7 protein-coding genes and 1 pseudogene are annotated in these 12,444 nt (G+C 65.5%); 4 read left to right on the top strand and 4 right to left on the bottom strand.

What is annotated here, in order from left to right:
- Positions 1-388: 388 nt before the first annotated feature.
- On the bottom strand, positions 389-1,855 hold the full coding sequence (locus tag JWS13_RS32500) for an aldehyde dehydrogenase (protein ID WP_206009434.1): 1,467 nt from the start codon (positions 1,853-1,855) through the stop codon (positions 389-391).
- Between the two features lie 841 nt (positions 1,856-2,696).
- Here JWS13_RS32500 and JWS13_RS32495 point away from each other — a divergent pair.
- Together JWS13_RS32495 and ygiD are read left to right on the top strand one after the other, a co-directional pair.
- On the top strand, positions 2,697-3,023 hold the full coding sequence (locus JWS13_RS32495) for a helix-turn-helix domain-containing protein (protein WP_206009433.1): 327 nt from the start codon (positions 2,697-2,699) through the stop codon (positions 3,021-3,023).
- 187 nt (positions 3,024-3,210) lie between these two features.
- On the top strand, positions 3,211-4,056 hold the full coding sequence (ygiD, locus tag JWS13_RS32490; protein ID WP_206011834.1) for a 4,5-DOPA-extradiol-dioxygenase: 846 nt from the start codon (positions 3,211-3,213) through the stop codon (positions 4,054-4,056).
- An 817-nt stretch (positions 4,057-4,873) separates the two neighbouring features.
- Here the strand turns inward: ygiD and JWS13_RS32485 are convergent.
- Positions 4,874-7,456: pseudogene (locus JWS13_RS32485) on the bottom strand (AMP-binding protein); the annotation flags it as partial.
- 199 nt (positions 7,457-7,655) lie between these two features.
- Here JWS13_RS32485 and JWS13_RS32480 point away from each other — a divergent pair.
- Both JWS13_RS32480 and JWS13_RS32475 read left to right on the top strand, forming a co-directional pair.
- Positions 7,656-8,639 carry an LLM class F420-dependent oxidoreductase gene (locus JWS13_RS32480; RefSeq protein ID WP_206009431.1) on the top strand — a complete coding sequence of 328 codons (984 nt, stop codon included), beginning with the start codon at positions 7,656-7,658 and terminating at the stop codon, positions 8,637-8,639.
- 98 nt (positions 8,640-8,737) lie between these two features.
- The gene (locus JWS13_RS32475; protein WP_206009429.1) at positions 8,738-9,733 is read left to right on the top strand and encodes an LLM class flavin-dependent oxidoreductase; all 996 of its coding nucleotides are present in this window, start codon (positions 8,738-8,740) and stop codon (positions 9,731-9,733) included.
- Positions 9,734-9,776: 43 nt separating this feature from the next.
- Here JWS13_RS32475 and JWS13_RS32470 read toward each other — a convergent pair whose 3' ends face one another.
- Both JWS13_RS32470 and JWS13_RS32465 read right to left on the bottom strand, forming a co-directional pair.
- Positions 9,777-10,886, bottom strand: coding sequence for an NDMA-dependent alcohol dehydrogenase (locus JWS13_RS32470; RefSeq protein WP_206009428.1), 1,110 nt, complete (start codon positions 10,884-10,886; stop codon positions 9,777-9,779).
- 23 nt (positions 10,887-10,909) lie between these two features.
- Positions 10,910-12,418: an aldehyde dehydrogenase family protein gene (locus tag JWS13_RS32465; protein ID WP_206009423.1), complete on the bottom strand. Its 1,509-nt coding sequence runs from the start codon at positions 12,416-12,418 to the stop codon at positions 10,910-10,912.
- Positions 12,419-12,444: the final 26 nt, after the last annotated feature.

The following is a 12,444-nucleotide window of genomic DNA, read 5'->3' as shown; positions in this document are numbered from 1 at the left end:
TCCATCTCCTTTAAGTCTGAGGCTTCGTCCCGGCTCCACCTCAGGTGGCGCCCAACCAGCCTCTACGCCCCAGATACGCGGCCAAACGACCTACTGCGAACGTGTGTCTTGACTCACAGTAGTATGTCCGACATTAAACTTGCTGTCAACAGACTCCACTAGCCGGGAAAACACCGGTTCGATAGTTCGCTTGCTCTATCCGCGATACGCGTTGTCCCCCTACGAGCCCAGACAATCTGCAAACGACGCTCGACGACCGCGAGGACCTGCCACCTCTCCCGTTCCACCATCGACGATGGAGGACGAGACCTTGACGAATCAAGATTCAAACAGCCATTTGTCATCATCAGATCACTACAACGGACGTCTGAGATCCGCGTGGCAACTTCTAGTTGAGCGCCGCAGCGACCGACCGGTCAACTCCGATGGCCTTCACCTCAACATAGGCGTCGAAACCTTCGAACCCTCCCTCCCGGCCGATACCGCTGCTCTTGACCCCACCTGATGGCGCAAAAAGTCCCGCAGAGGCACCGTTGAGCTCGACCGTTCCGGTCCTAATCCGGTTCGCCACGGCTAACCCTCGTTCGATGTCAGAGGTATAAACCGCCCCGTTCAACCCATACTCGGAATCGTTCGCTATCGCGATGGCCTCGTCATCGGTCTCATACGCCAAGACGGCAAGGACCGGACCAAATATCTCTTCTCTGGCGATTGTCATCGACGGTCGCACGCCGGCAAAGATCGTCGGTTCGACAAACCATCCCCGATCCAATCCAGCCGGACGCCCTCCACCCCGCACTACTGTCGCACCTTCACGGCGTCCGATGTCGAGATACCCTTCGACCCGCTCACGCTGACGGGCGCTGACCAACGGGCCAATCATCGTCGCCGGGTCCATTGGATCACCGATCGGCATCGAGGACATCATGGCGCTCAGTCGCTCGAGCACCTCAGATTCCAGTGCCCGCGGAACCACGATCCGAGTCTTCGCACTGCACACCTGGCCACTGTTTCGTAGCGACCCATGTTGCAGCGACTGAATCGTGGCGTCGAGGTCGGCATCGTCGAGAATAATGGCTGCCGACTTGCCGCCCAACTCGAGGGTGACACGACGCAGGTCGTTGCCGCAGAGCGCGGCGATCCTCCGACCAGCGGCCGTCGACCCGGTAAACGACACCTTATCGACCCCCGGGTGCGAGACGAGATACTCACTCGCGTCGCGATCCGCCGGCACTACGTTGACCACGCCTCTCGGTATTCCCGCCGCCTCTACCATCTCCGCCAGCAGATACGCGTCGAGCGGAGTTTCTGGTGCGGGTTTCAAGATAACGGTGCAGCCAGCAATCAAGGCCGGCGCCATCTTGACTATGGCCGTCGCCTGGGGAACATTCCAAGGAATAACAGTCGCCACCACGCCAACGGGTTCGCGAGTGATCAGAGCACTACCGCTCTCGGAAATCCGGACAGTATCGAACGGATACTGGGGGGCAAGCTCCACAAAACTATCGAGTCGGCGCCTGGCGACGGAAGCCTGCAACGTTCTCGAAAGGGTAATCGGACAGCCCATTTCGCCGGTGATGACCGTTGCAAGAAGATCTTCCCGCGCACGAAACTCATCGCTCAGTCGCCTAACGAACTCAAGCCTTTCCTTCAACGTAAACCTGGGCCACGGCCCCTCGTCGAAGGCGGTACGTGCTGCGGCGACCGCGCGATCCATATCATCTTTCGAGCCTGCTGGCACGCTGGCGATCACCTGTTCGGTGAATGGCGAGACGACATCGATCGTCTGAGAGGTCGCTGGATCGATCCAAGCGCCATCGATGTACAGCTTGTCGTACTTTCCTTGCCAGGTCATGTCGTATCTGTGCTTTCAGTTCGTAAATTTGCAGATTGATGCCTGATCGGCTGCGCGACTGTCGGGCATGCCGTCTGTGGTGCAAAAGTCCCGCCCAACTCGGGGTTGATGGACCACAACGTCGCTGCACCCAGCAGAAGCGGGCGCTTGTCGAGCGCGCTGCCCTGATCAATGCCGAGCGTCTGATCGATGCCGAGCGCCGTAGACCAAACTCATTAAGGTCCTCCTCGGACTCATTTGGATTGCAGACGCGGCAATAACCGCGACTACTACACCGGCGGACGAAGGCGACTGTCGCGGTAGCAGGGATGCCAGCACCAGACCGAACACCAGGGCGGCCATCAACTGAAATCATCTACCTCGACAAAAACAGAATGACATCTGCGCTAATGTAAGTCAATAACCATCCATGCACGCCGGTAGAGGCGTCGACGCGTGTCGTGTTACGCGCGAGGCCCCTCTGGGACGCCACACCGCCCCCTCTGTTCGTGGACGGACTCTCACACGAAACCCTTGGATGGATCAGCCCACCGCCGAGGATGCGAGGTCATGCCATCGGTTCGGGGTCAAGTCCCTGGAGGGGACTTGACCGACAGGTACCTATCCAACGGTCAAGTGCGCGTTCAAAGTCCGTGCACAATGCCGTAGAGGCTCCGTCCTGCTGGCACTCCTACGGGAACTTGCGGCAGATAGCTAAATCCACTGACAATTAACGAGAACCGTCGATTAAGACGGGTCGCAATTCACTGGTCGAACTGGTGCCGCGGCAACCAGGAACTGTCCTCACAATACCGACATCGTGCCGTTCCTCCTCGACCGCCAGCCCACGCTACGGCAGCGAATGCTCCCATCGACCCTGCAGGCGTTCATGGCACTCGCCCGGCCCGGCAATCTCCGGGAGCTACACATGGTGCTGACCTCGGCTGCCGTGCGGGCCAACGGTGTCAACCTCGCGCTGCAGCACCTCCCGTACGAGTGCCGTGCCCCCAGTGCCGACCGCGAGCCGGCTGCGCTCAAACGCGCCGAGCGTGAAACGATCCTCGACGCCCTCTCCGTGAGCGCCGGAAACAAGAAGCGCACAACCGATCGTCTGGGCATCGCGCGGTCGACGCTCTACCGCAAGATGCGGGCGCTTGGAATCGGACAAGCGGACACATGCGACACATAAACGTTTCGCCGGCGGCCACCAAGTCGCCCACCGCGAGACAATGGCCTTCGCGGAGCCTCGCCGGTCGAAGTACCTGAACAGCGCAATCTTCTTGTTCTGCCTGTGCCACCATTACCGTGTGCACGGGTGTGCAACGAGGAAGGCCACGATCGTGAGTGCAGAAACCACCACCGGATCGACATCCGTCATGCCGGCCGCGTTCAACGGCCACGGCAACCCGATGAACGCGCTCGATGTCAACCGCTACACCTCGGCCTGGAAGGCCTTCGGAAATGCGGTACCCCGCCCCCGCGCAATCCTCGTCGTCAGCGCCCACTGGTACATCAACGCGACCGCCGTCACCGCCATGCCACGCCCGCGCACCATTCACGACTTCTACGGCTTTCCCGACGAGCTGTTCGACGTGCAATACCCGGCACCCGGACTGCCCGAACTGGCCACCGAAATCAGCGACACCGTCCACCCCACCTGGGTCGGCGCCGACATCGACAGCTGGGGCATCGACCACGGCACTTGGTCCGTGCTCGTGCACGCCTTCCCCGACGCCACCATCCCCGTCGTGCAACTGAGCATCAACGCCGACAAACCCCTCGACTACCACCTCGAGCTCGGCGCCACACTGGCCCCACTACGGGAGCGGGGTGTGCTCGTCGTGGCCAGCGGCAACGTCGTACACAACCTGCGGAGCATGAACTGGCGACTCGCCGACGACGGATACGACTGGGCCCAGCGCTTCAACGACGACGCCAAAGCCACCATGCTCACCAACCCCACCGAATTCGCAGCACTCGACGCCCACCCTGACTTCACCAAGGCCGTGCCCACCCCGGATCATTTCATACCGGCCCTCTACCTGGCGGGCCTCGCAGGCGAGACCGCGCACCCCGACGTCGACATCCTGGTCGACGCCTACGCATACGGATCCCTGTCGATGACCGCATACACCCTCGGACTCGCCTGCCCGACCACACCCGGCCCCACCGCATCATCCCTACCACCGGGCAGATTCCCACCAGACTCGTCGAACATCTGAGCGGCCTGTCAGGAAGGTGGGGTCAGCGTGGTGACCGTGCCGACCCCAGTGGCTTTCAGCAACCCCGGCGAACAACTGAATCAGACCACCACGCCGCGGAGAAGTGTTCCTCTCTCGCCGCTCGCGCACTGGGCACCGGCAACGGACGAGCACGACGAACACCGCGAAAGACGTTTCGACTCGAAGCGACTAACCCCCATGTGCCGGAGCCAGTTCCAACCACCAATCCCCGTCCCGTGCAATCTGAACGGACGGAGGGCAACGCCGACGATCCACTGGCATCGCGCAGACGCGGCTGCACGGTGGTACCGGCGGGGGATCACCGGCCCCGCCGCGCGTCTGCCCGACCGGCAGGTCACACCTGCGGGCTGGCGGTTTCGCTGCGGTAATGAGTCGGGATTCTGGTGGGATCGGGAAATTCCGGCGGAGCCGTGCTCCGGGCGGGGAGGATGACGTCACTCGATCTCGTCCGATGGGATCACCGGTGAGCACCTACACGGTCGGCTACATCGTCGGATGGGACAGTGCGGGACGTTGAACTCGACGATTCGAGAACCACTGCGGCTGAGCATAATTCCGCGAGTATGACGTTCATGATCCGCTGATCGACGGGCCGGAACGCCCCACTCATCCCGCCCTGCAGGATCCAGAGCCCGTCGAATGTGAACGCCGTGGCGCTCTGACGTTGTAGCGCCACGACGCCACGCCCGCCGAGGTTCGCCGCAATCCCTTCCCTGCGCCGTACCCGGTCAGCAGGACTGCAGGACCCGGATCATCGCGTCCTTCTCGACCTGGGTGACCCACAGGCTGTAGAGGGCCTTGACGTCGATCTGCCGGGAGACGTAGGTGCAGCGGTTGCCCTTGCTCGGCGGCAGCCAGGACGCGGAGTCGGACTTCTGACCGATGATCGTGTCGCCCGACCGCGACACCGATACCACCTACCGCCCAATCCTCCGCGAGGCAGCGGACGCAGGCGGTGATCGAGAACCACCGCGTCCACGCCGCGCATGAGGGAGCCGATCGTCATTCGCTCGTCCGGGGAGATCGGATCGGTGAGGGTGACGCTGCACGTCGTCTCCGTCGGACCGTACGCGTTGCGCATGTCCTGCCTGCCTGCCCACCGCCGCACCACCTCCTGCGGGCACGCTTCCCCTCCGACCAGCACCAACTCCAGGTCGTTCGTCGCGCCGGAGTCGATCGCGGCCAGCGCGGACGGCGTCGTCAGGAGGTGGGTGACGTGTTCGTCGCGCAGCAGTCGCAACAGCTCGTCACCGCCGAACACGCCGGGCGGGGTCACGACGAGCGTCGCGCCGCCGATACAGGCCGCGAGTACTTCGACCAGCGCTGTGTCGAAACTCGGTGAGGCGAAGTGCAGGATCCGCGAGCGCGCGGACACCGCATACTTGTCCCGGATCTCCTGGGCCAGGTTGGCGAGACCCCGATGGGTGACGACGACCCCCTTCGGTGTTCCGGTGGAGCCGGACGTGTAGATCAGATACGCGGGATGGTCCACGAGCAGGGGGCGTGTGCGTTCCACGACGGCCGGGATTTCGGAAGGGTCACTCCGACAGAGATTGTCGAGTTCGTCGACATCGGCGGTCAGCCATGCGATGTCGCCGGGCAGCCGGGCGCGCTCCGAGCGGACGGTCAGCCCGACCGTCGCGCCGCAATCGCCGAGGGTGTACGCGATGCGAGCGTGCGGATGTGAGGGATCGATCGGAACATAGGCCGCGCCGGCCTTCGCGACCGCCCACAGCGCCAGCACCGACTCGATCGACCGTGGGACGGAGACCGCGACGACGTCCTCGGGCCCGATGCCCCGACCTGTCAGGAGGCGCGCCAGCCGGGTGGCGAGCCGGTCCAGGTCGCCGTAGGACAGTGCGCGCCCCCGGTCGGTGATCGCGATCGCCGCCGGGTCATTCGCGACGGTTCCCGTCAGCAGACGGTCGAGGGTGACGGGGTCCGCATCCGGAAGACCATGCGCGGGAGCGAATTCCGCACGTTCGCCCGCGAAGAAGACGTCGAGGTCGGCAACCGACGTATCCGACTCGGCCGATGCGGTGAAGCTTTGGAGGAACGTGAGGAAACGCGCGTGGTGCCCGGTCAGTTCGGCGTCGTCGTACAGTGCCGGGTTTCCCTCGAAATCGATGCGGGCGGCGGCTCCTTCGGACCCCGGATAGATGTTGACGGCGAGGTCCGCGACGGGACCGGTGGTGAGTACCCGGACCGTCCCCTGCACGGCGCCCAGCGTGATCTCCTTCGAGAACATCATGACGTTGACCACCGGCCCGAAATGCAGGAGTTCGACCCCACCCGAGGCGAGGTCGCGGCCGATGTCCTCGCGGCGGTAGCGTTGACGGCGCAGTGCCGCCGTCAAACACGCCTCCGCGGTGCCGACCGCACGGCTCACGGTCGCGGAGCCGATTCCGTTCAGCCGCAACGGGATAACATTGGACACCGAGCCGCCGGCATGCCTGAGGCAGGCCGTCGTCCGCGCCGACACGGGCAGGGACAGGACCACGTCTTCGGCACCGGTCATCCTGGCGAGATAGGACGCGAAGGCGGCGACGGTCACGGCCGTCGGATTCCTTGTGTTGCCGCTCGCAGGGGTGTGCCCGGTCGCCGTCCGGGCGTCGACTTCCGGTCGCGCCGCGCGGCCGCTCAGGCTGAGGACCGACGCCGGGCCGCTGCCCTGTTCGCGCCAATAGTCGCGGTCGCGGGCGAACCGGGTGGAGGCGCGGTAGGCCTCGTCTTCCCGCACGAGACGTTCCGGTCCCTCGATCCGGCAATCCGGGGGTTCCCTGCCCTCGACGGCGGCGACGTACAGTTCGGCCGTGCGGCTCATCAGCATCATCGCGGCGTACCCGTCCGACACGATGTGGTGGGCGCGGGAATACCAGTAGTAGTGGTCGTCGCCCAGCCGGAGAATGTGCGAGACCAGGAGCGGACCGTCGTACATGTCGGTGCGTGCGGTCCGGTCGTTCCGCATCCAGCGGTGGGCGGCGTCGACGGGATCGTCCTCGCCGCGGAGGTCGGTGGCGGGTACCCGATCGCCGGCGGCCGGATCCACGACCTGATGCGGCTGTCCGTCGATGTCCACGAGCCGCACCGATGCCCAGCCGAATTCGCGATTCGCGCGACGGGTGGCGTCGCGGAGGGCACCCAGTTCGACCGGCCCGTTCAGCTCGACGTAATGGGCGATGACGTACGGGACCTCGGGCGTGAGCTGTTGCGCGAACCAGATGGACCGCTGGGCCGCGGTCAGCGGAAAGGCGCCGACGGTCGAACGCGTCGGCTGCGCGAGCGGACGTTCGGCTACGTGCCGCCGGACGGGTGTGGGTCGCTCCGGGCAGGCGCATGCCGTGCCGCCGGTTTGCTGCGAATCGAGATACGTGTTCATTTGGCCCCCCTCGGGCTGTGCTCTGCCTGGTCCGCCTCCCCACCGCGCAGGTTGTCGCGGATGGCGGATCGGCGACGGATACGGCACTACCGTCAGGGTGCATCACCCCAAGGCGGTGCGCCAGGGACCCCAGGGTGGTCACTTCCCACCCCCGAAATAAAAGAGGTGCCCCGGCCGTCATCCGAGTAGCGTCGATCGGGTGACTATTCGCCTTGGATATCAGATGCCGAATTTCAGTTACTCCACCCCCGTCGCGGACCTGTTCCCGACCGTCATCGCACAGGCCCGTGAGGCCGAATCCGCGGGATTCGACACCGCATTCGTGATGGACCACTTCTATCAGCTGCCGGGCCTCGGTGAGCCCGACGAACCGATGCTCGAGGCGTACACCGCCCTCGGCGCCCTCGCCACGGCCACCGAGAACATTCAGCTGTCCGCCCTCGTCACCGGCAACACGTACCGGAACCCGCCGATGCTCGCCAAGTCGGTGACCACCCTCGACGTCGCCAGCGGGGGACGCGCCGTCCTCGGGATCGGGGCCGGCTGGTTCGAACTCGAGCACCAGCAGTTCGGCTACGAGTTCGGTACGTTCACCGACCGGTTCGAACGGCTCGACGAGGCGCTGCAGATCATCGCGCCGATGCTGCACGGTCAGCGCCCGACGTTCGACGGCAAGTGGTATCACGTCGAGAACGCGATCAACGAACCGCGGATCCGCGACGACCTGCCGATCATGCTCGGTGGTGGCGGGGAGAAGAAGACGTTCGGTCTCGCCGCCCGGTTCGCCGATCACCTGAACATCATCTGCAACGCGAGCGAGTTGCCGCGCAAACTCGAGGCCCTCGACGCGCGGTGTTCGGAGATCGGCCGCGATCGGTCCACGCTGGAGACCAGCTACCTGGCCTTCGTCATCATCGACGAGGACGGCGACCGCGCCCGGCAACTCCAGCACGAGTTCCTGCTCGCGCGAGGCGTCGACCTGTCGAAGGCGTCGGACGAGGAACGCGCCGCCGCCACCGACCGGCAGTTCTGCGGCGCCCCCGACGAGGTGGCCGAGCAGCTGAAGACCCGGGTCCTCGATCCGGGAATCGACGGCGTCGTCCTCAATCTCGTCGCCAACGGGCACGAACCCGGCATCGTCGAACTCACCGGCCGCACGTTGCGACCACTCGTCGAGGCCTGACACCGGCCAGGAATACGCGCACTACCTCCGCGGTTGTACCCGGAGGTAGTGCGCGAGGCTAACCTCTCGCACCTCGGTGACGAAAGGTGAAGAAGCCCGTGAGTGCTGTTCTGTCGATTCTGGATCTGGCCTACATCCGCGAGGGCGACACGGCGCGGGACAGTTTCGATGCGAGCGTGAAACTGGCGCAACTCGCGGAGACCCGCGGGTACCGCCGCATCTGGTACGCGGAGCACCACAACATGCCGTCGATCGGATCCTCGGCGACGAGCGTCCTCATCGCGCACGTCGCCGCGCACACCCGGAACATCCGGCTCGGTGCGGGCGGCATCATGCTGCCCAACCACGCGCCGCTGACGATCGCCGAGCAGTTCGGCACCCTCGCGACCCTGCACCCCGGCCGCATCGACCTCGGCCTCGGCCGCGCCCCCGGCAGCGACCAGAAGACGATGTACGCGCTGCGCCGCGATGCGGCCTCCGCGGACCGGTTCCCGCAGGACGTGCTGGAACTCCAGGCGTACCTCAAAGGCGTGTCGCGGGTGCCCGGCGTCGACGCGATCCCCGGTAAGGGGACCGATGTTCCCCTGTACATCCTCGGATCCTCGCTGTTCGGCGCGCAGCTCGCCGCGAAATTCGGCCTGCCCTACGCCAACGCGTCCCACTTCTCCCCCGACTCGCTCGTCGACGCCGTCACCCTGTACCGGGAGCGGTTCGAACCGTCCGAGGAACTGTCCGAGCCGTACGTGATCGCCGGCGTCAACGCCATCGCCGCCGACACCACCGAGGACGCGCACCGGCAGTTCGAGGCCTCGCTGCGGCGACGGGTGGTGCAGATGGTCGGACGCGGCCAGAAGTTCACCCCCGAGGAGGTCGACCTCATCATGACGTCGCCGGCGGGTCAGCAGGTCGCGCAGATGGTGCGGTACTCGGCGGTCGGCACACCCACCGAGGTCAAGACGTACCTCGACGAGTTCGCCGAGCACGCACAGGCCGACGAACTGATCGTCGCCTCCCACGCCGAGAACACCGAGTCCTGGCTGAAGACGTACGACTCGCTCGCCGACGTGTGGCACTCCGCACCCGTGCGCGGGTAACGAGTCTCTGGACTCGTTTGCCGCGCACGGGTGGCGAAGCCGCCTACGCGTGGACGATCACGCCGCGGATGTTCTTTCCGTCCCGCAGATCCTGGTAGCCCTCGTTCACCTGCTCGAGCGTGTACTTGGTGGTGATCAGCTCGTCGAGCTTGAGCTGACCCGCGTCGTACAGCCGCAGCAGGCGGACGATGTCGTACTGCGGGTTGGCCGAACCGAACAGCGTGCCCTTGATCGTCTTCTGGTTCAGGGTGAGGTCGGTGCCCGACACGTGCACGGTGAGCTTGGCCGGGTCGGCGAGGCCGGTGATGACGACGGTGCCGCCCTTGCCGATGACGGCGGTCGCGTTCTGCACGACCTCTTCGTCGACGGTCCCGACCAGGATCAGCGCCTGGTCGGCGCCCTGTCCCCAAGTCAGCTCGTTGACCTTCGCGGCGGCCTCGGCGGCGTCGGCGAACGCGTGGGTGGCGCCGAACTTCAAAGCGGCCTCCCGCTTCATCGCCACCGGGTCCACGACCACCACGTACTTGGCGCCGGCGCTGACGGCGCCCTGCACGGCGTTGATGCCGAGTCCGCCGATGCCGTAGATGACGACGGTGTCACCTGCGCGGACTCCGCCGGCGTACACCGCGGTGCCCCACCCGGACGGCACACCGCAGCCGACGAGGACGGCGGTCTCCAGCGGGAGCCAGTCGTCCACCTTCACCACCGAGTGCTGGGAGATGGTGGCCCGCTCCGCGAACGTGCCGAGCATGCACATGGCACCGAAATCCTGCTTACCCGAGTGGAATCGGAACGAGCCGTCGGGCATCGAACCCTCGAGAATGGTGGCACCCATGTCGCACAAGTTCTGGCGGCCGGTGGCGCAGTAGCGACACGTGCCGCAGTTCGGGATGAAGCTGCAGACCACGTGGTCGCCGGGCTTCACCTTGGTGACACCGGGCCCGACTTCCTCGATGATGCCCGACCCCTCGTGTCCGCCGACGATGGGGTAGCGCGGCGGCAGATCACCGTCGGTGAGGTGCAGGTCCGAGTGGCACAGACCCGCCGCGACGTACTTGATGAGTACTTCGCCGGGGCCCGGACCGTCCAGTTCGAGTTCCATGATCTCGAACGGCTTGCCGGCTTCGAGCAGAACGGCTGCTTTGGTCTTCATGTCTTCTCCTCGTTGAGTGACGGTCAGAGTGCGATGTTGACGGCTTTGGTCTGGGTGTAGAGGTCGATGGCGGTGGCCCCGAGTTCACGCCCCCACCCGGACTGCTTGTATCCACCGAACGGCATGGCGGTGTCGAACCCGTTGTACTGGTTGATCCACACCGAACCGGCCTTGAGCTGGCGGGCCGTGAGGTGCGCCTTGGACAGGTCCTTGGTCCAGATTCCGGCGGCGAGGCCGTAGATGCTGCTGTTCGCCGCCTTCGCGACGCCCTCCTCCGCGTTGAACGGCAGCGCGGCGACGACCGGGCCGAAGATCTCTTCCTCGACGATGCTGAATTCGGGCTTCACGTCGACGAACACCGTGGGCTCGACGTAGAAGCCGGTGTCGCCCCAGCGCTTTCCGCCGGTGAGGGCGCGGGCGCCGTCGGCGAGTCCGGCGGCCAGGTAGCCGGTGACCTTGTCGAACTGTTCCTGCGACACGAGCGGTCCGAGCTGGGTGGTGGGGTCGAGTCCGGGGCCGATCTTGACCCGGCTCGCGGCCTCGGCGACCGCGGCGGTGAAGTCGTCGAAGATGCTGTCCTCGACGAACATCCGGGTGCCTGCGACGCAGCACTGGCCGTGGTTGAACAGCCAGGCGTTGAGCGATCCGGTGACGGCGGCGTCGAAGTCCGCGTCCGCGAAGACCACGTTGGCGCTCTTGCCGCCGAGTTCCAGCGACACCTTCTTCAGGTTGCCTCGGGCGGCGTCGACGATCTTCTTCCCGACCTCGGTGGATCCGGTGAACGCGATCTTGTCGACGTCGTCGTGAGCGGACAGCGCGGCCCCGGCGTCGCCGTAGCCGGTGACGATGTTGACGACGCCGGGCGGGAAGCCGGCCTCCTCGAACACCTCGCCGAGCAGGAGCGCGGTGAGCGGGGTCTGCTCCGCGGGCTTGAGGATCACTGTGTTGCCCGCCGCGAGTGCGGGGGCCAGCTTGAACGCGGCCATCAGCAGCGGGAAGTTCCAGGGAACGATCAGTCCGCAGACGCCGACGGGCTCACGCAGCGTGTACGCGTGAAACTGGCCGCCGGGGACGAACGGCATGCTCACGTTGACCGTACTGCCCTCGATCTTGGTGGCCCAGCCCGCGAAGTAGCGGAAGATGTCGGCCGACCAGGCGACGTCGACCGCCGCGGCGATGCCCGCCGACTTGCCGTTGTCCAGCGCCTCGAGCTGACCGAATTCCTCGGCGCGCTCGGAGAGGATGTCGCCGACCCGCCAGATCAGGCGTTCGCGCTCGTTGGGCTTCATGGTGGACCACGGGCCCTCGTCGAATGCCGTACGTGCGGCCCGGACTGCGCGGTCGACGTCCTCGGCGCCACCGCGTGCGACGGTGGTCAGCACCTGCCCGTTGGCGGGGTCGATGGTCTCGAACGTCTCGCCGCCGGCCGATTCCACCCACTGCCCGCCGACGAGGAATCGCTTGGTGCCGGACAGAAAGTTCCGTACCGACGGCAAGAGTTCCGCTTGGCTGGGTTCGATCGTCGCTGTCATCAAAACCTCCGAAGTTGTGAATGTGA

The organism is Rhodococcus pseudokoreensis (genome assembly GCF_017068395.1).
Classification (GTDB): Bacteria; Actinomycetota; Actinomycetes; order Mycobacteriales; family Mycobacteriaceae; genus Rhodococcus_F; species Rhodococcus_F pseudokoreensis.
The sequence above is the reverse complement of the archived record's forward strand: the minus strand, read 5'-3'. Positions and strand labels throughout refer to the sequence as shown.

Coding starts and splice junctions, on each gene's coding strand:
- JWS13_RS32500 (WP_206009434.1), bottom strand. CDS start 1,855: ATGACCTGGCAAGGAAAGTACGACAAGCTGTACATCGATGGCGCTTGG.
- JWS13_RS32495 (WP_206009433.1), top strand. CDS start 2,697: ATGCTCCCATCGACCCTGCAGGCGTTCATGGCACTCGCCCGGCCCGGC.
- ygiD (WP_206011834.1), top strand. CDS start 3,211: ATGCCGGCCGCGTTCAACGGCCACGGCAACCCGATGAACGCGCTCGAT.
- JWS13_RS32470 (WP_206009428.1), bottom strand. CDS start 10,886: ATGAAGACCAAAGCAGCCGTTCTGCTCGAAGCCGGCAAGCCGTTCGAG.
- JWS13_RS32465 (WP_206009423.1), bottom strand. CDS start 12,418: ATGACAGCGACGATCGAACCCAGCCAAGCGGAACTCTTGCCGTCGGTA.